Source organism: Streptomyces sp. NPDC046197, from assembly GCF_040646295.1.
Lineage (GTDB): Bacteria > Actinomycetota > Actinomycetes > Streptomycetales > Streptomycetaceae > Streptomyces.
Window position 1 is genome coordinate 1 of the sequence record NZ_JBEYZY010000034.1, and the last position, 21,471, is coordinate 21,471.

Below are 21,471 nucleotides of genomic sequence, written 5' to 3' on the forward strand. Positions count from 1 at the left end.
GTCACCTGTCTCAACGGGCACGTCCACCAGCTCTTCACCAAGACAGAGGGCAACATCACCTTCCACTCCGCCACCACCACCGCCTACCCCCTGCCGAAGCCGGGCCGCGCCCCCGCCCCCACCCCGCAGGTCATCCCTGCCCGGCAGCTCAAAGAGGCACTCGGCATCCGCAGCGTCGGCTACCGCCAAGGCGACCGCGAACTGGCCATCAAGGATCAGAGGCTGGCATGAGCACCGGGACACTCCTCGCCCCGGCCCTGCGGCCGCCACAGCGGCCGCTGTCGCCGGGAGCGGATTCGTCCACGCCCAGCTCTATGTCGACGAGTACCGCTTCATCCACCTCGTCGGCCCGCTGTTCCTGCTCCAGGCGAGCGTCTCCTTCGCGGTCGCCGCTCTGCTGCTGATCGGGATGCCGCCGCTGCTGAGGGTCGCGGCGGCCGGTACGGCGCTGGGCGCCCTCGGCGGCTTCGCCGCCTCGCGCACGGTGGGCGTGTCCGGATTCACCGAAAGCGGTCTGCAGCCCGCGCCGCAGGCCCTGCTGAGTCTCGTGGCCGAAACGGGCACACTGCTGCTCCTCGCCGTCTGGCAGGCGGCCGAGATCAGGCGACGCCGCACCGCCCGAACGGCCGCCGCACGGCCCGGCCGGGGCCGAGCAGGCGTCGGCACATCGGCCGAAGCCGCGCAGCCGGCCGCCGCTCCATGGCCGCCCGCGCGGACCCGCCCTCCGGGAATCCCCCCTCACCCCTCGGCGCGGCGCAACTCCCGGTTGCGTTGCCACAGTTCTGGTCGTGGGTCGTCCATGTACCAGGCACGCAGGAAGAGTTCCAGGAAGGCGCTCTCCGTCTCGTCGTGACCGCGGCGGTACAGCTCCGGGTCCGACTCGACCCATGCCGCAACCGGCCGCCGGCCCGTCGCCTCCTCGGCCACGGCCACCCGGTAGATGCCGCGGCCGGTTCCGCTCCGGTGCAGCATCAGTCGGTCGCCCTCCAGGTACGCCTCCCATTTCTCGTCCATGCTCAGCGACCGCACTCCGTGCCGGACCCGCTGCCACTGCCCCGGGGTCCACACCAGCTCCGGTACGGCAATCGGCTCGGGGCGGCGCAGCGGCGTCAGCTCGCGACGCAACCCGGCACGGCCGAGGTCCTGGCCGAGCTCGCCCTCCGCGACCCACTCCGGGAGCGCCTCGCAGGCAGCCCGCCATACGGCGGGCATTCCCGCCGTGCCCACCCGGGCAGCGACGATCCCGCCGACGATCGCGCAGGTGGTGTCCACGTCCCCGCCCACCGACGCGCACGCCCACAGCGCCTCCGCGAAGTCCTCCAGGTGCCGGGCCGCGCACCACAGGGCGAACGGCACCGTGTCCGCCGCACTCACCCGCCGCCCGTTGCCCAACCGGTGCGCCGCATACTCGGCGTGGGGCTGACCGAGCAGTTCCCGCGCCTCGGCCACGCCCGACCGCACCCGCCCCGCCGGTGTCAGCTTCTCCACCGTTGCCGGCAACTGGGCTCCGGTCACCGGCCGGACACGCCCGCGGGCAGCGCACGCGGCGGCCACCGCCACCGCCACCGCACCGGCCACCGCCTCCGGATGGGTGTGCGTCACTCGCGCCGACCGGCCGGCCTGCACGGCCGTCTCGGTCAGGTCCACGGCGAACCAGGCCCCCAGCGGCGCCACGCGCATCGCGGCCCCATTGCCCCATGACCCCTGTCCGTCGAACAGCCCCGCGGCCAGTTCCTGCCACCTTCCGCCCTCGCGGATCAGGCGCAGCAGCCGGTTCGTCGCCGGACCGTAGCCGCGGTCGAAGTCGTGCCTGCGCGCGAAGCCCTGCGCCAGTTCGTACTGGTCCACGCTGCCGCGTCGGCGCAGCACCTCGAAGACCGAGCAGGCCATTTCCGTGTCGTCCGTCCACGGCCACTGCGCGGCGGGCAACCGCCGCTCACGCAGGCCAGGAAGGTTGTCCGGTACGAAGAACTGGGCGCCGAAGGAGTCACCCACCGTCAAGCCGCGCAGGGCATCGCGGGCGGCGGAGCGGTGATCGAAGGAGCGGATGGCGGACGGGTCGAGGAAAGTGCCGAGGGAGAAGTCGAGGGAGGAGTCGAGGGAGGAGTCGAGGGAGGAGTCGAGGGAGGAGTCGAGGGAGGAGTCGAGGGAGGAGTCGAGGGAGAAAGGCTCGGCGGACATCCCGAACATCCTGCCAAGCCCCCTTCACGGACCGCCACAGCAATTACCGGCACCGCGCAGCAGTCGCCCTGGCCGGCACTCGGCCCAGCGGCGGTGGTGCCTCCGGCTCCGACGCCCGGGCGCATGCGGCCGACCGGAAAACGCTTGGACTCCGCGGGCGCCGCCGCGCGACACTGCGGTTCCTGGTCGGTCCCCTCGTACTCGACGAACACCTCGCCAGAGCCGCGTGGGGGCTCCGCCGTCATGCCCTCCCGCCACGGCGCTTGCCGGGCGAGGGCGGCTCACTCGAACCGACGCTCCGCACGGCCGGTGGAACACCGGCTTCTCCGCGCGGAAGCAGGCGTCGGCCGCCGTACACGACACGGGGGTGGAATGGGATCGTTCGGATCGCGCGAGGGTGCGCCGGGTAGGGGCTCGGTGCTCCTCGCACTGCGTTACTACGGGCGGGAGTTGGCCCGCCTCCGGCGACTCACGGTGCCCGCGATGCTGCTGCCCGCCCTGGGCAACATCGGCATCAACTACATCGCTCCGCTGGTCGTCGCAAAGCTCGTGGGCCGCATTGCCGGCGATGCCGGTGTCTCCGTCGGCTCCGCGCTGCCCTATGTCCTCGGCTTCGCGTGCGTCCTGCTGCTCGCGGAGGCGCTGTGGCGCATCGGCCTGCACTGCCTGAACCGTCTCGACGCCCTCGGCATCGAGCGCCTGTATGTGATCGGCATGGACGAGTTGTTCGCCAAGGACGCCGCGTTCTTCCACGACAACTTCGCCGGGTCGCTGACCAAGCGAGTCCTGAGTTTCGCCTCCCGCTTCGAGGAGTTCGTCGACACGCTGACGTTCTCGGTGGTGGGCAGCGTGGTGCCGCTGGTGTTCGGATCGGTGGTGCTGTGGCGCTACCAACCGCTGCTCGTCGTCGGGCTCCTGGCGATGATCGCGTCGACGGCGCTGTGCGTGGCACCCCTCATCCGCCGCCGCCAAGCCCTCGTCGACCAGCGGGAGGAGGCCATCGCCCGGGTGTCCGGCCACGTCGCCGACAGCCTGACGAACATGGACACGGTCCGCGCGTTCGCCGCCGAGAGGCTCGAGGCCGCGGAGCACCGGTCGCGCGTCGCACAGTCGCGGCGGCTCATGCTGCGGTCGTGGGACTACGGCAACCTGCGCATCGACACGCTGGTCGCACCGATGTCCGTACTGACCAACGCGCTGGGCCTGCTGCTCGCGGTCACGCTCGGCGGTGGCAGCCACGGCGTGGAGGCGGTCGTGGTCGCCTTCACGTACTACACCAACGCGACACGGATCATGTTCGAGTTCAACCAGATCTACCGCCGCCTGGAGAGCTCCATGACGGAGGCCGCGCAGTTCACCGACCTGCTGCTGACGCCGCCCACCGTGCTCGACCCGGCGTCGCCGGAGCCGCTGCGGCCGACGGCCGCCGACATCCGCTTCGAGAAGGTGACCTTCGCCCACGCCGGTGCCAAGCGCCTCTTCGAGGGCCTGGAACTGGCCGTGCCCAGTGGGACGAAGATCGGTCTGGTCGGCCGGTCCGGCGGCGGCAAGACCACGCTCACCCGGCTGCTGCTGCGGATGACCGACATCGACGGCGGTCGGATCCTGATCGGGGGGCAGGACATCAGCCGGGTGCGCCAGGCCGACCTGCGCAGCCTGATCGCCTACGTACCGCAGGACCCGGCGATGTTCCACCGCACGCTGCGGGACAACATCGCGTTCGCCCGGCCGGACGCCACCGACGCCGAGATCCGCCGCGCCGCCGAGGCGGCCCATGTCACGGAGTTCGCCGACACACTGCCGGACGGCTTCGACACCATGGTGGGCGAGCGTGGAGTCAAGCTGTCCGGGGGACAGCGGCAGCGGGTCGCCCTGGCCAGGGCGATCCTGCGTGACGCGCCGATCCTGCTGCTCGACGAGGCGACCAGCGCCCTGGACTCCGAGAGCGAGATCCTCGTCCAGGAAGCGCTGTGGCAGCTCATGGACGGCCGCACGGCGCTCGTGGTGGCGCACCGGCTGAGCACCGTCGCCAGGATGGACCGGCTCGTCGTCCTTGACCGCGGACGGATCGTCGAGCAGGGCACGCACCAGGAACTGCTCGCTTCGGACGGCGCCTACGCCAAGCTGTGGCAGCACCAGTCGGGGGGCTTCCTCGACGACACACCGGCAGCGGCCGACCTGCACTGACGCGGGCCCGCTGTCGCGCCTGGTGACGACCGGGCCGTGCTCGCGCCCCGTAAGCAGCAACGCCTGGCCCCGCGCCGGTCGTCCCCCGGCCGTATGACCCGGCACCACCTGGGAGGACCCTTCCCGCATGCGGTGGCCCCGGCGCGAGGTGACGCTGGGGACATGGCCGCTGTGATCGTGTACCCACCCGCCGAGGACGGAGGGCGGCGAGTCCGGGTGGGCGAGCAGTTCCTCGGCATGGCCTACGGGCTGCTGGACGTCGCCGACTTCCTGCGCCGGGCCGGGTTCGGCGAAGCCGACGAGGCGTACGTGCGGGCGTACGGCGGGATCGAGTGGCGGGGCGGTGGCCCGGACGTCTGGGTGCACTGACACCGCCCGGCCGGGGCCCGGGGCCGCTGCGGGAGGATGTGCCCATGACCCACCCTTCGGAACTCGTCTCCCGCCTCGGCCTCGAACCACACGTCGAGGGCGGGTGGTTCAGGGAAACCTGGCGGACGGCCGCCGAGGCCGTGCCCGCCGGCTACGACGGCAGCCGGCCCTACGCGACCGGCATCTACTTCCTGCTGCACCCCGGGGAGGTGTCCCGTTGGCACCGGGTCCGCTCCGACGAAATGTGGCTGTGGCACGGGGAGGGACCCCTTCGCCTGCGGCTGGGCGGCAGTGGCTCCACCCCCGACGAGACGGCCGCCGGGACGGTCACGCTCGGCGGCGACGTGGCACACGGCGAGGTGCCCCAGTTCGTGGTCCCCGCAACGGTCTGGCAGACCGCCGAGCCCGTCGGCGACCGGCCCGTGCTCGTCACCTGCGTCGTCGCCCCCGGCTTCGACGTGCGCGACTTCGAGATGCCCTGACCGGCGCGGGCGTCGAGGCGGTGACCGTCCGGGCGAACGTCTCAGGGGGCCCAGCGGGTCCGGAGCTCGTCGACGTCCAGACCACGGTCGACGCCGTGCGGAACGACCTTCTGCCCGGGCTCCGGTTCCAGGCGCTCGCCGTCGAGCCGGACCTCGACCTGGTCCGGCTCGAATGACACCAGGCGACCGATCCGGTCGGCCTCCCGGTAGGCATCGCGGTACGACCAGGCGGCACGGCGTGCCTCGCCGATGTCGTAGTAGTCGCCCAGACCCATGTACGGGCAGAAGGTCCGGCCTTCAACGGGTCACAGCCGAGTCTCGTCGGTGTCGGCCCGCGGGACGTACCAACGCGGCGCGAATCCGGACTCGAAGAGCACCAGGGGGCGCGCGGAGCGGGCCACCACGGTGTCGCCGTGGCGGACTTCGATGGTCCGTGAGGTGGTGCGGATGTCGATGCGGTGGTAGGGGTCCGCGGCGTGCCCCTGGATGCGCTCGCCCTCCTCGTAGAAGGCGTCCATCGCGCGCCACGCGAACGCGATACGGCCTTGGAGTGCACAGGCGTGTGCGGGAAGCGCGGTGAACTCCCAGGCGGCGCGTTCCGTGGCGCGGTCGCCGGCCCGCACCGCGTACCAGGCGGTGTCACCCAGGTCCTTGTGGTGCGTGACCTTGCCGCGGCCGACCAGACACCGCGGCTCGAGGTCTTGGCGCGGGAAGTGGGCGACGGGGGTAGCGGCCCGGCTCGTGCAGCAGCATTCCTTCCAGACCACCTGACCTGTCAATACCACTTCAGCGGTCGGCCCCCGCACCTCCGTCTGACTTATGAGATGAATGCTCGTCATGTGAGAAAAGCCCTGGCTGTCCAATACATCCGCCCAAGTCCTCCGTATAGAAGTTATGACGTCCGATGCGAGGCTCACCTCAAGGGCACCGGAAAGTGGTACCCACAAAGGCCGGCCGGGGGGCTCACCCGGCGTCCGGGAGGCACCGGCGGCCGGTGCGGGACCTCCCCCGACTGACGCGCACCCCGATATGGAGCGCGCTCTGGCGGAAGTACTGGCCGAGGTCGTACATACCGAGGAGGTGCCGGTCGACAGTCACTTCTTCGACGACCTCGGCGCAGATTCCCTCGTGATGGCGCACTTCTGCGCGCGGCTGCGCAAGAGGGCCGATCTGCCTTCGGTGTCGATGAAGGACGTATACCAGCACCCCACGATCAGCGGGCTGGCCGCAGCCGTCCCGGACACCGAGTCCCCGGCCCCGCCCCCGGCCGCCCAGCACCCCGTGGTCCAGCTCCCCACGGACCAGGAGTCGCAGGCCCGGCAACCGACGCCCGACGCCATGGCGGGCATGACCCACTACGTTCTGTGCGGAGTCCTGCAGGTCCTCGCCTTCCTCGGCTACACCTACCTGGTGGCGCTGGCCAGCGCCACGGGATACGAGTGGATCTCCAACGGGTCGAACGTGCTGGATGTGTACCTGAGGTCGGTCCTGTTCGGCGCCGCCGGCTTCGTGGGGCTGTGCGCCCTGCCCGTCATCGTGAAGTGGGCGCTGGTCGGCCGGTGGAAGCCGCGGCAGATCCGCATATGGTCCCTGGGGTACGTCCGCTTCTGGGTGGTCCGGACCCTGATCCGTACCGATCCGCTGGTCCTCTTCGTCGGTTCGCCGCTGTATGTGCTCTACCTGCGGGCGCTCGGCGCCAGGATCGGGCGCGGTACCGTGCTCCTCTCCCGCAATGTCCCCGTGTGCACCGACCTGCTCACCATCGGTGAGAGCACGGTCATCCGGAAGGACTCGTTCTTCTCCTGTTACCGGGCGCACCACGGTGTCATCGAGCCGGGCCCGGTCAGCATCGGAAGATCGGCGCTGATCAGCGAGGCCACGGTGATCGACATCGGGACCGCGCTGGGCGACGGTTCCCAGCTGGGGCACGCCTCCTCGCTGCACAGCGGACAGCAGGTGCCCGACGGTGAGCGCTGGCACGGGTCCCCGGCGGAGCGGACCGAGGTGGACTTCCAGGTGGTGGGCGAGATGCCGCACGCCACGGTGCGCAGAGCCGTGCACAGCGTCATGCAGCTGGTTGTCACGCTGTTCGCCTACGTGCCGATCATGATCGGTGGCGTGGTCATGCTCCTGGTCGGGGTCCCGCAACTGCAAACGATCATGCAGCCGGGCCCCGCGGTCCTGGCCAGCGGGACGTTCTACCGGCAGGCCGCCATTGCCGCCGCCGTGCTGGTCTTCTGCGGTGTCCCGATCGGCCTGCTGCTCCTCAGCATCCTGCCCCGCCTGCTCGCCCATGCGCTCGTGCCGGACCGTGACTACCCGTTGTACGGATGGCGCTACTCGATACACCGGGCAGTTTTCCGGCTGACCAACAGGCGGATCCTCACCCGTCTGTTCGGTGACAGCTCCTGCATCGTCCACTACTTGCGTGCCATCGGCTACCAGTTCTTCCACATCGAGCAGACGGGGTCGAACTTCGGCACGGAGGTGCGGCACGAAACCCCCTTCCTGAGTTCCGTCGGCAGCGGCACGATGGTCGCCGACGGCCTGTCGATCGTGAATGCCGACTTCTCCAGTACCGCGTTCCGGGTGTCCCGCGCATCGATCGGGGCGCACAGCTTCCTGGGAAACCGGATCGCCTTCCCGGCGCGGGCGCGCACCGGTGACAACTGCCTTCTGGCGACGAAGGTCATGGTGCCGATCGACGGCGAGATCCGGGAAGGCGTGGGGTTGCTCGGCTCTCCCAGTTTCGAGATCCCGCGTTCGGTGCTGCGCGACAGCCGATTCGACCGGTTGCGCAGCGGCGAGGAGCTCCGGCGCGGCCTCGCGGCGAAGAACAAGCACAACGCGGCCACCATGGGGTGGTACCTGCTGTCGCGGTGGATCTACGTTCTCGGTGCCGCTCTGCTCGCCGCCGGGGCGGGGGATTTGTACGCCGGGCTCGGCGCCCCGGCCGTTGGCCTGGCCGACGTTCTCGTTCTGGTCTACACCCCGGTCTACTTCGTCCTGGTCGAGCGTTGCGTCACGGCGGCGCGCCCTCCGGGAGCCCTGTACTGCTCGATCTACGACCCCCGGTTCTGGTGGCGTGAGCGCTACTGGAAGGTGCCCTCGGAGACCTATCTGCGGATTTTCAACGGCACCCCCTTCAAGAACGTCATCTGGCGGCTCCTGGGCGTCCGGATCGGAAGCAGGGTCTTCGACGACGGCTGCTACGTGACCGAGCGGACGATGGCGGCCATCGGCGACGCCTGCACGCTCAACGCGGGAAGCGTCATCCAGTGCCACTCGCAGGAGGACGGCACGTTCAAGTCCGACCACACCACGCTGGGCAACGGCTGCACGCTCGGAGTCGGGGCGTTCGTCCACTACGGCGTGGTGGTCGGTGACGGCGCGGAGCTCGCCCCGGACTCCTTCCTCATGAAGGGCGAGGTGGTCCCCCAGCGCTCCCGGTGGGGCGGGAATCCGGCCCGTGACCTGGCTCGGGACCACGAGGACGCGGGAAGGTGCAGCCGATGACCGTCGCACCCGGCCGCCGTACGCTCCGGCCCGAGGACCCCGAGGACCAGGACTTCTGGCGGTCCGTGCTCGGCGAGGGCGGGATCACCGCCATTCCGCGCTGGTCCGCCGCGCCGGTGCCGGGCGTTGCCGAGCACGAGACGATGATCCCCGACAGGGTCATGGCCGCGGTGCACCGGCTGGCCGATGACCTGGCCGTGCCGATCGGCACGGTCCTGCTGGCGGCGCATGCCAAAGTGCTGGCGGCGTTGTCCGGCGAGCGCGAGGTCACGACCGGCTACCTCGCCGAGCCCGGTCGGCGGCCGCTGCCGTGCAGGCTGACGACTGGGCCCCCGTCGTGGGCGGCACTCGTACGAGAGGCCAGGCGTGCCGAAGCGGACCTGCTGGCGCACCGGCACTTCCCGGTCGAGAACCTCGAACGTGAGGTGGGCCTGCCCGGACCGTTGAGCGAGGCCTCCTTCGATCCGCTCCCTGCCGACCACCGGGGCAGGGCCGTGCGAGGTGACGATCTCCCCGCCGGGACCGTGCTGCAGCTCGCGTGGACATGGCACGACGGCGGCGCCGTCCTGCGCTTGCGGTACCGCCGCGATGCGCTGGACGCCCCGTACGCCGCACGCGTCGCCGGGTACCACCTGACCGCCCTGACCTCGATGGCCGCCCATCCGGACGCCCGCCACGGGTCGCAGAGCCTGCTGTCCGCCCAGGAGATCCGCTTCCAGCTGGACGGGCTCGCCGGTTCCCGGCGCGAGCTCCCGCAGTGCTGTGTCCACACCCTGTTCGAGCAGCGCGTCCAGGACGAACCGAACGCCGTGGCCGTCGTGCACGGGGCCCGGCGGTGGACGTACGCGGAGCTCAACGAGCGTGCCAACTGCGTGGCGCGGGCTCTGCTCAGGCGTGGGGCCGGCCGGGAGGACGTCATCGCGGTGGTGACGGAGCGCGACCCGGACTGGGCGGCCGCCGTCCTCGGCGTCTTCAAGGCAGGATGCGTCTACCTGCCCATCGAGCCGCACTTCCCCGCCGAACGCATCGCGAACACGCTCTCCCGCGCCGGGTCCCTGCTGGTACTGACCGAGCCCGGCAGCACCAGCAACCTCTCCCCCGCCGTCGGCACGTTGCCCGTCGTACGGACCCTGCTGATCGACACGGCGTACGCGGAGGCGGACACGGCCGCCGACCTCGGCCTCGGCGTGTCCCTGGACCAGCTGGCCTACATCTACTTCACCTCCGGCTCCACCGGACAGCCGAAGGGCGCGATGTGCGAGCACGCGGGGATGCTCAACCACATCCATGCCAAGATCGACGACCTGCGGATCGGCAGCGGCGAGGTCGTCGCCCAGACCGCGCCCCAGTGCTTCGACATCTCCCTGTGGCAGCTGCTGGCGGCGCTGCTGGTGGGCGGGCGGACCCTGCTGGTCCCTCAAGAGGTGATCCTGGACGTCCCCCGCTATCTCGACACCATCGCCGAGGGCCGGGTCGGCGTCCTGCAGGCCGTGCCCTCCTACCTCGACGCCGTGGTCTCCGTCCTTGAGCGGTTCCCGCGCCGGCTGCCCGACCTGCACTGTGTGTCGGTCACGGGCGAGGCCCTGAAGAAGGACCTCGTGGAGCGCTGGTTCTCCGTCCAGCCCGGGATCAGGCTGGTCAACGCCTATGGGCTCACGGAGACCTCGGACGACACCAACCACGAGGTCATGGACCGCATTCCGGACGGCGAGCGGATCCCGCTCGGCCGCCCCATCCACAACGTGCAGGTCCGCGTCGTCGACGAGAACCTGTCGCCGGTCCCGCTCGGCGCCCCCGGCGAGATCGTCTTCTGCGGAGTCTGCGTCGGCCGCGGCTACGTCAACGATCCCGAGCGCACGCGCCAGTCCTTCACCGGCGACCCCTACGGCACCGGCGAGCGGCTCTACCGAGGCGGCGACTACGGCCGCTGGCTGCCCGGGGGCAAGCTGGACTTCCTCGGCCGCCGGGACAGCCAGGTCAAGGTCCGCGGCTTCCGCATCGAAATCGAGGAGGTCGAAAGCGCCCTGCTCAAAGTGCCCGGCGTGCACGCCGGCGCGGTCGCGGTCACCCAGGGCGACCGGGGCGGCCGCCTGGTGGCCTTCTGCTGCGGTGATTTCCCGCTCCCGGACGGCGAGATGCGGGACGAACTGGGCCGGTGGCTGCCCGCCTACATGGTCCCCTCGGCCTTCCACTGGCGCCATGACCTCCCCCTGACCGCCAACGGCAAGGTCGATCGCAGGGCGCTGAACGCGCTCGCGGCGGACCTCGACGGCACTGTTTCCCGCAGCACCGACGAGGCGACGGACACAGGGTCCGACGCATCACCGCGTACACCGACCGAGGAGCGGCTGGCCGCCGCCTGGGCCGCGGTGCTCGGCATCCCCCGGCACCGGGTCGGCCGGCACGACCACTTCTTCGACGACGGCGGCACCTCACTGACAGCGGTCCAGCTCGCCATCCGCCTCGACCGCACGGTGTCCCTGAAGGACCTCACCCGACATCCGGTCCTCGCCGACCTGGCCCGCCTGCTCGACGCCAGGGTCGCACCGTCCCGGACCGTTTCGTGAACCGCTACCGGAGGCAATGCGCGATGTCGTCCTCATCCACCGCACGACCACTCGAGCCGGACCTGCGGATCGGCCACCTGCCGATACTGACGACCGGCCCGGCCGACGATCCGTCCTGCTGGGCGGCCGAACACCGGGACACGCTCCGGAGCCTGGTGACCGAGCACGGCGCGGTGCTGGTGCGCGGTCTTGGGCTGGACGACCTGTCCAAGGCCACCTCGGTCCTGACACGGCTGGCGAGCAGCCTGATGGACGAAAGGGAGGCGTTCGCCGCACGACGCGCCTACGGCAACGGCGTGTACTCGTCGTCGAAGTGGCCGCCCAACCAGCAGATGTGCATGCACCACGAACTCAGCTACGCCCTCCGGTTCCCGGCCATGCTGCAGTTCGTGTGCCTGAGCGCTCCCACCAGCGGTGGTGCGACCGCCCTCGCCGACTCGCCGACCGTGCTCGATGCCCTGCCCGACGCGCTCGTCGAGCGGTTCGAGCACGAAGGATGGCTGCTCACCCGTAACTACAACGAAGACATCGGCGCCTCCTGGGCCGAGGCGTTCGGCACCGAGGACCGAGCGGCCGTCGAGGACTACTGCCGCACCACCGCGATCGAGTTCGCCTGGCAGCCCGACGGCGGGCTGCGTACCACGCAGCACCGCAGCGCCGTGATCCATCACCCCGTCACGGGGCGGCGCTGCTGGTTCAACCAGATCGCGTTCCTCAGCGAATGGACGCTGGATCCGGAGATACGGGAGTACCTGGTGGATCTCTACGGCGGCGACGGACTGCCGTTCAACACCCGTTACGGGAACGGCGATGCGATGTCCCCGGACACCGTCGACCTGATCAACAAGGTCTACCAGGCCCACACCGTGCGCGAACCATGGCGCAACGGCGACCTCCTGCTCGTCGACAACGTGCGCACCGCCCACAGCAGAGAGGCCTACGAGGGACCGCGCGACGTCGTCGCGGCCCTGGCCGACGCGGTGCGACTGGCCGACTGCTCGCCGACCGTGGAGGTGATCCCATCATGACCACCACCTACTCCCCCGCGCCCCGGCTCACCGCGTCCGGGCCGCTGCGGGTGCCGCCCTTCGCCGTCGTCTCCGGCGCGCAGGTGCAGCGTGTGCTGCAAGGCCGCGAACAGCGCATCGTGGAGCTGGTCGAGGCCGCCTACCGGCTGCACGCCGAAGGGGGTTCGGTGAACCCGCCCTCCTATTTCCTGCGGTTCGACGACCGCCCGTCCTCCCGGATCATCGCGCTGCCCGCGTCCATCGGCGGCGAGACACCGGTCGACGGCCTCAAGTGGATTTCCAGCTTCCCGCACAACGTCACGGCCGGGATCCCTCGGGCATCGGCGGTGCTCATACTCAACGACCACGACACCGGCTACCCGTTCGCGTGCCTCGAGAGCTCCATCATCAGCGCTTCCCGTACGGCGGCGCTGGCCGCGCTGGCGGCCGACCGGCTCAGCCGTCACCGGCCGCGCCCCACCCGCATCGGTTTCGTCGGCACAGGGCTGATCGCCCGTTACATTCACACGTTCCTGGCCGGCACCGGCTGGTCGTTCGAGCATGTCGGCGTGTTCGACCTGTCCCACGCCAACGCGGCAGCTTTCCGATGCTGCCTGGAACAGTCCGGGGCCGTCGGGCAGATCACCGTGCACGACAACGCCGAGCAGGTGATCCGCCTCAGTGACCTGGTGGTCTTCGCCACCGTCGCACCCCGACCCCACATCCACGACCCGGCGTGGTTCGCCCACGGCCCACTCGTACTCCATGTGTCGCTGCGCGACCTGGCGCCCGCGGTTCTGCTCGCGTCGGCCAACATCGTCGACGACGTCGAACACTGCCTGCGAGCCGAGACATCACCGCATCTGACCGAGCAGCTCACCGGCAACCGCCAGTTCCTCGACGGCACCCTGGAGGACGTCCTGGCCGGGCGCGTCACACCGCCACCGGACCGTCCCGTGGTCTTCTCGCCCTTCGGCCTGGGAGTACTCGACCTGGCCCTCGGCAAGTACGTCTACGACCAGGTCGCCGGGTCCGGAGAGCTGCACGTCGTCCCGGACTTCTTCCACGAGCTGAACCGCTACGGATGAGCGGCCGCCGGCACAACCGGCGCCGAGCGGCTCTTCAACCCACGGAGGCCATCGTGCCAGTCATATCCGAGCCCTACAGCTTCAACGAGGAGGACCTCTACGTCGACCTGCAGTCGATCTTCGGTTCTCCGCTGTTCCTGAAGTGTGAGGGCTTCAACTTCGCCGGCTCGATCAAGCTGAAGCCGGCGACGGAGATGGTCGAGGCCGCGGAGCGGACCGGCGTCATCACGCCCGACTCGGTCCTGGTGGAGTCCTCGTCGGGCAACATGGGCGTGGCTCTCAGCGTGATAGCGGCCAGCAAGGGCTACCAGTTCCTGTGTGTGACGGACTCGCGCTGCAACCTGTCGACGCGGTTGTTGATGGAGGCGCTCGGCGCCCGGGTCCACGTCGTCACCGAGCCCAGCCCCGACGGCGGTTTCCTCGGCGCTCGTCTCGACTACGTCCGCACGCGGTGCGTGGCGGACGAGCGGTACGTCTGGCTGAGCCAGTACACCAACGCGAACAACTGGAAGGCGCACTACCACAGGACGGCACCGGCGATCGCACGCTGGTTCCCGCAACTTGACGTCCTGTTCGTCGGCGCGGGCACCGCCGGAACGCTCATGGGCTGCGCCCGCTGGTTCAGGCACTGGCACCGGCATGTGCGGATCGTCGCGGTCGACACCGTCGGCTCGGTGACCTTCGGCGGGCCGCCCGGACGCCGGATGCTTCCCGGGCTGGGCATGAGCATACGACCGCCACTGCTCGACACCTCGTACGTGGACGAGGCCATTGAGGTCGAGGAGGCCGACACCATCCGGGCCTGCCATCGCCTGGCACGGCACGGTTTCCTCTTCGGCGGCTCCACGGGCACCGTGGTCAGCGGGGCGATCGATTGGCTGACCCAGCGCCACACACAGGCCCTCACCGCGGTGGCCATCGCCCCGGACCTCGGCGAGCGCTATCTCGACACCGTTTACCAAGCCAACTGGATACAGGATCTCTACGGCGACGACGTCCTGGGCTCCGACGCGCAGGCCCGTTCCGGTCCTCGTGACGTCCGGCCGGCACCGTCGGCGCAGTCCCCCGCACCCGGGCGCCGCAGTCCCTGTTGAACGGATGACGGGTTGGACGGTCGAACGGCGTGCTCTTGCGACTGCCACGGCCTGCTAACGTCCCGGCGCGGCCGGCACCAGCGGTCCGGACCGTGCCACCGCGACCGCCGTCAGCACCAGGCCGGCGCGCACCACGAAGCGCCCGTCGAACCGGGTCGGCGCCGTCCCGGCGATCGCGGGCTCGAGCAGACGCCCGTGAAAGGTCCCGTCGGACGAGTCCACGGTGACGGACACATCGGTGAAGTCGAGCCACTTGAAGGTGAGCGGGAACCACGCCTTGTACATGCTCTCCTTGGCGCTGAACAGGACCCTGCCCCAGTGGACACTGCCCCGGGGCAGGGCATCGAGAGCCGCCAGCTCGGCCCGGCTGGCGATCTCACCCAGGACATCGTCCGGCAATCGCTCGTGCGGCTCGCCGTCGATGCCGACGGCCGCCAGGTCCCGCTCCGGCGCCACGGCCGCGGCGCAGTAGCCGGGGCAGTGCGTGATGCTGCCGACGACCCCTTGCGGCCACACAGGTTCGCGATGCGCTCCGATCGGAATCGCGACGGCCGGTCGCCCCAGTGCTCGCAGTGCGCGCCGGGCACAGATCCGGCCCGCGGCGAACTCCCGCTTCCTCGGCTCCGCCACCCGCCCCAGCGCCGCGGCCTCCTCCGGCAGGAGCTGAACCTCGCAGTCGTGCCCGACGATCTGCGCGGCCCGCGCGACGGCCGGCAGCAGCTCGGCGATCGACACCTCCGGTCTCGGGCACCCGCACTCGGAGCCTCGGGCCTGCCCAGGAGGGAGCGAGGGCCACGCCATAGCAGCAGTCTCGCCCACCTGTGTCTGTCGTGCACCTTCCCGTGAGCGACTGCGTACCGCGCAGAGCTGTGCCACCCGATCGCGGCGTTCCCGTCCGGCTCGGCGTCCGTCAGGTTCAGAAGGGTGCGCCGGTTTCCAGGGCGGCGAGGCTCTCCCGCGTCGCCGAGGTTCTTGGGTGCTCCGGGCCCAGGGTGCGCGTCTGCACGGCCAGGAGGTCCCGAAGCTCCGCGACTGCCTCCGGAAGCCTGCCTTGCCGGGCCAGTGTCCGGCTGAGGGCGAATCGGGCGTCGCCCGTCAGATGGTGATCACGTCCGAGCACTTGGGTCTCCGCCTCGACGATTTCACGCAACTCCGTCTCGGCCTCCGCGTGGCGCCCCTGCGCCGCCACCGCCCGTGCCAGTTCGTAGCGTGCGTCCAGGACGTTCACATGGCTGGCTCCGAGTACCCGTCTCTCCATGTCCAGCACGCTGCGCAGTTCCGCCTCCGCTTCCGCGAAGCGGCCCAGTTCCGTCATGGTTGCGGCCCGGTTGGAGCGAGCCTGGAGGGTGTAGGGGGTGCTGGGCGCCGAAGACGCGTACGCGGGTCTCGACCAGTTCCTCGTAGATCAGCGCCGCTTCCGCGTAGCGCCCCTGCTCGACGATCTGCAGGCCCAGGTTGTTGTAGGTCATCAAGGTGTACGGATGGTCAGGGCCGAGCACCCGGATCCGTGTCTGCAACAGGTCGCGGTATCCCGCTTCCGCTTCCGAGCGGCGCCCTTGCTCGCCGATGGCCCGCAGCAACCAGTGGCGCGTGGCAAGGGCCTCTGGATGATCCGGTCCCAGTACCCCGAGTTGGTCCTTCAGCACATCGCGGCAGGCCGCTTCGGCCTCAGCCAGTCGTCCCTGTTCCAGGAGCAGGTGTGCGCATTCTTGACGCGTCGCCAGGGTGGCGGGATGTTCCGGGCCCAGGGCGTCGAGCTGGCCCCTCAGAATGTCGCCCAGCTGCGTCTCCGCTTCCGCCCAGCGCCCCTGGTAGAGGGCTGCGAGGGCCTGTTGACAGCGGAGGCCGAGCACCGCCTCGTGTCCGGGACCGAGCACGTCCGCCTGGCGGAGGGCAGCGCGTGTGACTCCTTCCGGAGCCGACCATGCTCCGCTCCACCTCAGTGCCGAGCAGGTACGCACCACGGTCCACGCGACGGCGGAGAGCCCCTCGTCGTCCATTGCCGCGGGAGGCAGGGAGAGGAGCGACAGCACATGCGGAAGTAGCCGCAGCCAGGTGGGCCAGTCCTCGGGGCTGTCCTGCCGCAGGTCGTCGGCGGCGACTCGCAGGGCCCGGGCGGCGGTCGTCGTCGACCGTACGTCCAGGTGCTGGCGGCTGGAGGCCACCACCAACGGGTGCACGACGACGCCGGCGGTTCCCTCTGTCCCGGCGGGCGCGGCCAGTTCGACGAGGCCCACCGACAGCAATGCCTCCAGTCCCCTTCGCACGGACGTGTCCGTCAAGCCGAGGCTGTCGCCCAGTACCTGCAGAGACAGAAGCGCGGAAGGGACGTCCACCGCGGGCGCGTAGCAGGACAGAACCCTCAGCAGTGGCCGGGCCTGCCCCGTGTCCTGGGCCTCCAGGGCGTCCAGGGACAACTCCCAGGTGTGTGTCACCTCCGAACGGGGGTCTCCTCCGGCGCTCATCAGAAGGGGAAAGCGATCGTTGAGCGCCTCCAGATAGGCGCTGAACGTGCGCTCGGCCGCAAGGCGACCCCAGGTAGACGCCGGCCTGGTGAAGCCCCAGGGGCAGGCCGCCAAGGCGCTGGGACAGCACCTGCGCCTCTGCCGGAGCGCCGGCATGGGGAGCCAGCTCTTGGCGGACCCGGGCGCCGTCAGCGGCCTCCAGGCACGGGACCGCTTCGATGACGGCGTGCCGACCCCAGACTCCGGGGTCCACGACTCGGCTGGTGACAACGATCAGACCCGAACACGTCGCGCGAAGCCACCCGCTGCCATCTCCTACGGAAGCGTCTCCGAGAGCCAGGGCGGCGGTGTCGTCCGCGTTGTCGAAGACGAGTAACCAGCCCTGTTCCCGCTCCAGCCTGTCCCACAGAACATCGGCGGCGTTGCGGGCTCCCGCCCTGGCCTCCGCCACCTGGGCCGGCGGCGCCCCGAGGGCGAGGGCCAGCCCGAGCAGGGAACCGGTGAGCGATCTCTGCTCGGTGGCGGACACCCACCACACCTTGCGGCCCTGGTGCTCGGCACCTTCGGCCAACGCGAGGGCGAGAGTCGTCTTGCCCGTGCCGCCCAGACCGCCCAGTACCCGGAAACGGCCATCGGGTTCGCGCAGACACCTGCTCAGCAGTTCAAGCTGAGCTTCTCGTCCGTGCACCTCGCCCAGTCGACCGGTCGGCGGGCTCAGTGTCTGTGCCACGTGTGCCGTGCCGGAAGTCCCCTGCTGGGCAGCACCGGGGTCGGCCACATGGGGTGCACGCCGCGCCGTGTCCTGGGGACGTGCCGGGGTCGCTGCGCGGCGCGGGAGCCGTCGGCTGCCGAAGCTGAATGATCGCCACAGCCACACTCATGACGCCCGCGACAGTCCCCACCACGGTGAGCGCCGTCGCCAGGTCCACTCAGCCGACTATAGGGTGCGGCGCGGGTCCGGCAGCCGGGATGCCACATCCTGATCGCAACGGATCGAGGCTATGCGGAAGCCACGACCTCCCCGGCCATGACCTGGGGCGGGTTGGGCATCAGCGACGCGAGGTTGTCCCGCACGTAGTCCGACGCCCGCGAGATCGATTCATCGGCACCGGCCTTGTCCTGGAAGACGCTGGTCGACACCATCACCGAGTTCCCGGCATCGAGCCAGTAGTAGGCCACGAAGCCGGGGATCTGGCGCATGAGCGGCACGAACCCCTCCTTCACGAGCCGTGCGGCCTCGGCCGGATCGGTCACGCCTTCATAGCGTCGGATTGCTGCGTACATGACTGGTCTCCTCCAGGGGTTCTGCGGTCCGTCGTCTCCTTGACACGCCCTACCCCTGCGGCAGCCGCCTTGCTCGCGAGGCGCCCGGCAATCACCGGAAGGGCCGCCGTCGGTGATCCGAACGGCGGCTTCGGGTCTCCGGCGCGACCTCTGCGCCCGCACACGGCGACGAGCTCGAAGCCGTGTGCAACCTTTGGCGGACCGGATTCCGTGTAGGACGTGTGGAAGGAGGGGACCTGGGTCGGCTGGGGACCGATGCAGGCAACGCGCCGATGCGTGAGACGAGGAGGAGCGTGACGGATTCCCGCGAGGCGGCCTTCCGTGCCTGGGTGCTCGAGCATCGGACGCGCCTGCGTACGACGGCGTTCCTGCTCTGCGGCGACTGGTACCTGGCCGACGACCTGGTCCAGGACGCGCTCGGACGGCTCTACTCCAGGTGGGAGAGAGTGGTGGCAGGCGGTGATCCGCGTGCGTACGTCCATCGGATCCTGTGCAATCTGAACACCGACTACCGACGGCGGCCGGCCCGACGCGAGATCAGCGAGGCCGACGTGGCCACCTTGGGCTCGCACCCGAACACCAGCATCGACGAGCGTGACGACGATCTGATCGCCGCCCTGCTCGCGATCCCGGTCGGCCAGCGGACCGTCCTCGTGCTGCGCTTCTTCGAGGATCTGTCCATCGAGCAGACCGCGAACCTGCTCAAGACCAGTTCGGGCAACGTCAAGAGCCAGACGAGCCGTGGCCTGGAGGCCCTGCGCTCCCGGCTCCGGGCACGACCGGCCAAGACCGAAGGAGCAGCGTGAACCCCGACAAGGCGCCGGAAGATCTCGCCGCGCGGATCGCGGCCATCAGCATCACTGCTCCTGCCGACCACATCGACATCGACGAGGCGGTCCGGGTGGGCTCGAAGCGGCGCCGGCGCCGGTGGCTCGCCGTCGCCGGCGTATGCGCCTGCGTCGTTGCCGTCGCCGGATCGGTGGCCGTGGCAACACAGATGAGGCACGACAGGAGCGTCACCACGGCTGCTCCTCAGGTCCGCGGGCCGGCCCTGGGCGCCGAACGTCTCACCGGGCGCTGGATCGCCGTTCAGGTCGACGGCCGCGACGTCTCGTCGTGGCGCGACGTCGGCGGCCTTCCGGCGAACATCGTCATCGGCGCCGACGGGTCCCCGGACACGTGGCAGGTGAACAGGGCCTGCGGCCCGCTGGTCGGCGCCGGATTCACGCTGCATCCGGACGGCTCGTTCGCTGCCACCTTGCCGCCGCGGCGCGGTCAGTCCTGCCCGATGCTGACGACGCCGACACCCGATCTCCTGGGGGCGGTCGCCCGTACCGCGTACGTGGTCGTGGACGAGCCGGGCGGCACGTCCGCTCGAACGCTGCGGTTCCTGGACAGCCACAGGCGCCTCGTCGCGCTGTGGCGTGAGGACACCGCGACGAGGTCGCCGGCCTCCGTGTGCGAGAAGGGGCTCGGACACGGTGCCGCCTTTGCGGGCACGTTCACCACCGTCGAACGGGTCCGCGACAAGCGTGAGTCCGCGACGAACCAGAACCCCGAGGAGGTTCTGTCCGGTGTGCCCGGCGGCACCGTCGCCATCCGCTGCGCGGTCACCGAGGCAGGCTCGACCGTCAGGTATGCGGTCACCGCCGGTGGCCAGAAGGTGAGGCTCCGGCCGGGCACGTGAGGTGCCGGTGGCCGCCGGGAGCGTAGAGCCGCTCCCGGCGTACCGGCAGTGCCGACTCCTTGCGGCTAGGAGCAGCGCTTCCAGGTCTGGTAGAACGAACTGGACGTGGAGTGGGTGTTGGTGAACATGGCGGCACCGGAGGAAGCGCCGTTGGTCGTCAGCCGCACCTCGGTGGTCGACAGCTTGAAGAGGTCCTTGAAGGTGCTGCCGTACCTGGCACCGGCGGCGCTGAACGTCTGTCGGCTGAACTTGCGCAGGCTGCCGAACGGCCGCTCCGTGATGAAGTCCGCGGTCCGCCCGTCGTAGTACCCCGACAGGCCCGACACGGTGACCGGTGACCAGCCGGATCCGGTGGTCCGGTCGTACCAGTGGAAGACGGCCTTTCCGGAGCCGTAGGTCATGTACTGCGAGATGACGTCGCCGGTCCGCTTCGTGGACCCGATGTAGACGAGCGGATTCTGGTGCGAGGCGTTGAGGTACTCGTACCACATGCGGGCACCGGTGGTGGCGGTGTCCGAGGAGCCCGCGTCGAAGCCCTGCTGGATCAGCTTGGTGGATCCCCCGTAACCGCCCAGACCGATCCACGGGGAGGCCATCGTGTTCCTGTTGGAGCCGCAGGCGGCGGAGTAGGTGGGGATGTTCTGGTCGTCGTAGACCTCGTTGTAGTTGGAGTGCCCGGTGGCGACGTAGCCGCCCCAGTTGCTGCTGTAGGAGACCCGCAGTGACGACTTGCGCGACGGTGCCAGGCACGGCACGGAGGGGACGGTCGCGCGATACCCCTTGTATCTCGCCCGCCATGCCGCCAGCGCCGTGGGGGCGTCCGGGGCGTTGAAGCCGTAGGCGCGTGCCGTCGCGGGGGCCGCGGTCTGCGGCCGGAAGCCTTGGGGCGGGACGGTCGTCGACATGGTCGCACCGCCCGGCAGACGGTACGTCAGCTCCTTCGCGGCCGCGGCCCGCACGGCTGACGCCGCTGACGGCGAGACGGTCTTCCCGTCCGCGCCGATGAGACGTGTCCGTGTGGCTCTGAGGGTCTGGCACCCCTTGGCCGGTGCCGCGTCGGCCGCCGGTGCGGCGTCCGCGGGGGTCGCGACGCATGCGACAGCCGCGACCACCATCGAACTGGCGACTACTAAGACTTTCCGGACATTCGAGCCCATTACTGCCCGTGACATCCTCATGTTGCTCCTTCGGTGTGGGACGAAGACATCAGCGGCTCAGGCGCCTTCACGCCCAGGCCGCTTGCCGATGGGGACAGGTGCCGGGCCGGCGAGACACGTGACTTCGGCCGCTGCCGTGCGCGTCGCCGCGGCACCGGCGGCCGAACTGCCGATCACGACCTCGCGGTCGGAACCCCAGCGGTTTGGAAGCCCATACCGAAGACGAACAGCCCGTCCATGCATCCCCCGTCGTGTACATGACACTGCCGTGCGCACACGCCCGCTGCGAGCGGCGCGATGGATGCATCCTATGGACCGGTTTGGGAACGCGTGGCTGGTTCTAGAAAATCTGTTCCCGCATCCCCTCGGAAGCTCCCGAGCCCGAGC

Annotated in this window: 15 protein-coding genes and 4 pseudogenes; 11 read left to right on the plus strand and 8 right to left on the minus strand. The window is 70.2% G+C overall.

Features of this window, described 5'->3' with window-relative positions:
- Positions 1-231, plus strand: a pseudogene (locus AB0A61_RS32850) (metallophosphoesterase); the annotation flags it as partial.
- An 81-nt stretch (positions 232-312) separates the two neighbouring features.
- Here AB0A61_RS32850 and AB0A61_RS32855 read toward each other — a convergent pair.
- Both AB0A61_RS32855 and AB0A61_RS32860 read right to left on the minus strand, forming a co-directional pair.
- Entirely contained in the window at positions 313-504 is a 192-nt protein-coding gene (locus tag AB0A61_RS32855) for a hypothetical protein (RefSeq protein WP_361300536.1), read from the minus strand.
- A gap of 660 nt (positions 505-1,164) precedes the next feature.
- Positions 1,165-2,049: pseudogene (locus AB0A61_RS32860) on the minus strand (ADP-ribosylglycohydrolase family protein); the annotation flags it as partial.
- A gap of 504 nt (positions 2,050-2,553) precedes the next feature.
- On the opposite strand from AB0A61_RS32860, the gene AB0A61_RS32865 reads away from it, so the two are divergent.
- From AB0A61_RS32865 to AB0A61_RS32875, 3 genes are all read left to right on the plus strand, one after another.
- The gene (locus AB0A61_RS32865) at positions 2,554-4,368 is read left to right on the plus strand and encodes an ABC transporter ATP-binding protein (protein WP_361300539.1); all 1,815 of its coding nucleotides are present in this window, start codon (positions 2,554-2,556) and stop codon (positions 4,366-4,368) included.
- Between the two features lie 162 nt (positions 4,369-4,530).
- Positions 4,531-4,737: a hypothetical protein gene (locus AB0A61_RS32870; protein ID WP_361300542.1), complete on the plus strand. Its 207-nt coding sequence runs from the start codon at positions 4,531-4,533 to the stop codon at positions 4,735-4,737.
- Positions 4,738-4,781: 44 nt separating this feature from the next.
- On the plus strand, positions 4,782-5,219 hold the full coding sequence (locus AB0A61_RS32875) for a cupin domain-containing protein (RefSeq protein ID WP_361300545.1): 438 nt from the start codon (positions 4,782-4,784) through the stop codon (positions 5,217-5,219).
- Between the two features lie 41 nt (positions 5,220-5,260).
- Here the strand turns inward: AB0A61_RS32875 and AB0A61_RS32880 are convergent.
- Positions 5,261-6,058 (minus strand): annotated as a pseudogene (locus tag AB0A61_RS32880) (DUF427 domain-containing protein).
- 190 nt (positions 6,059-6,248) lie between these two features.
- Here AB0A61_RS32880 and AB0A61_RS32885 point away from each other — a divergent pair.
- Genes AB0A61_RS32885 through sbnA form a run of 5 tightly spaced genes read left to right on the plus strand, consistent with a single transcriptional unit; the run spans position 6,249 to position 14,491 of the window.
- Positions 6,249-8,735 carry a Pls/PosA family non-ribosomal peptide synthetase gene (locus tag AB0A61_RS32885; protein ID WP_361300548.1) on the plus strand — a complete coding sequence of 829 codons (2,487 nt, stop codon included), beginning with the start codon at positions 6,249-6,251 and terminating at the stop codon, positions 8,733-8,735.
- Positions 8,732-11,302, plus strand: coding sequence for an amino acid adenylation domain-containing protein (locus tag AB0A61_RS32890; RefSeq protein WP_361300551.1), 2,571 nt, complete (start codon positions 8,732-8,734; stop codon positions 11,300-11,302). Before AB0A61_RS32885 ends, AB0A61_RS32890 begins: the two co-directional genes overlap by 4 nt.
- Before the next feature lie 23 nt (positions 11,303-11,325).
- Positions 11,326-12,330, plus strand: a complete 1,005-nt coding sequence (locus AB0A61_RS32895) for a TauD/TfdA family dioxygenase (protein ID WP_361300554.1) — start codon at positions 11,326-11,328, stop codon at positions 12,328-12,330.
- A complete protein-coding gene (gene sbnB / locus AB0A61_RS32900; RefSeq protein WP_361300557.1) occupies positions 12,327-13,397 on the plus strand; it encodes a 2,3-diaminopropionate biosynthesis protein SbnB in 1,071 nt (356 codons plus the stop codon). Before AB0A61_RS32895 ends, sbnB begins: the two co-directional genes overlap by 4 nt.
- Positions 13,398-13,450: 53 nt before the next feature.
- Positions 13,451-14,491, plus strand: a complete 1,041-nt coding sequence (gene sbnA / locus AB0A61_RS32905; RefSeq protein ID WP_361300560.1) for a 2,3-diaminopropionate biosynthesis protein SbnA — start codon at positions 13,451-13,453, stop codon at positions 14,489-14,491.
- Between the two features lie 54 nt (positions 14,492-14,545).
- On the opposite strand, the gene AB0A61_RS32910 is transcribed toward sbnA, so the two are convergent.
- The 4 genes and pseudogenes from AB0A61_RS32910 to AB0A61_RS32925 form a co-directional block, all read right to left on the minus strand.
- Positions 14,546-15,226: a 4'-phosphopantetheinyl transferase superfamily protein gene (locus AB0A61_RS32910; protein ID WP_361300563.1), complete on the minus strand. Its 681-nt coding sequence runs from the start codon at positions 15,224-15,226 to the stop codon at positions 14,546-14,548.
- 181 nt (positions 15,227-15,407) lie between these two features.
- Complete coding sequence (locus AB0A61_RS32915; RefSeq protein ID WP_361300566.1) at positions 15,408-15,806, minus strand: tetratricopeptide repeat protein; 399 nt, start codon at positions 15,804-15,806, stop codon at positions 15,408-15,410.
- Between the two features lie 49 nt (positions 15,807-15,855).
- Positions 15,856-17,112: pseudogene (locus tag AB0A61_RS32920) on the minus strand (tetratricopeptide repeat protein); the annotation flags it as partial.
- 843 nt (positions 17,113-17,955) lie between these two features.
- On the minus strand, positions 17,956-18,240 hold the full coding sequence (locus tag AB0A61_RS32925) for a hypothetical protein (RefSeq protein ID WP_361300569.1): 285 nt from the start codon (positions 18,238-18,240) through the stop codon (positions 17,956-17,958).
- A gap of 293 nt (positions 18,241-18,533) precedes the next feature.
- Between AB0A61_RS32925 and AB0A61_RS32930 the strand changes: the two genes are divergently transcribed.
- Positions 18,534-19,046 carry a SigE family RNA polymerase sigma factor gene (locus tag AB0A61_RS32930; protein WP_361300572.1) on the plus strand — a complete coding sequence of 171 codons (513 nt, stop codon included), beginning with the start codon at positions 18,534-18,536 and terminating at the stop codon, positions 19,044-19,046.
- The gene (locus tag AB0A61_RS32935; protein ID WP_361300575.1) at positions 19,043-19,927 is read left to right on the plus strand and encodes a hypothetical protein; all 885 of its coding nucleotides are present in this window, start codon (positions 19,043-19,045) and stop codon (positions 19,925-19,927) included. The genes AB0A61_RS32930 and AB0A61_RS32935 overlap by 4 nt, the downstream gene beginning before the upstream one ends.
- Before the next feature lie 65 nt (positions 19,928-19,992).
- On the opposite strand, the gene AB0A61_RS32940 is transcribed toward AB0A61_RS32935, so the two are convergent.
- A complete protein-coding gene (locus AB0A61_RS32940) occupies positions 19,993-20,832 on the minus strand; it encodes a G1 family glutamic endopeptidase (RefSeq protein ID WP_361300578.1) in 840 nt (279 codons plus the stop codon).
- Positions 20,833-21,471: the final 639 nt, after the last annotated feature.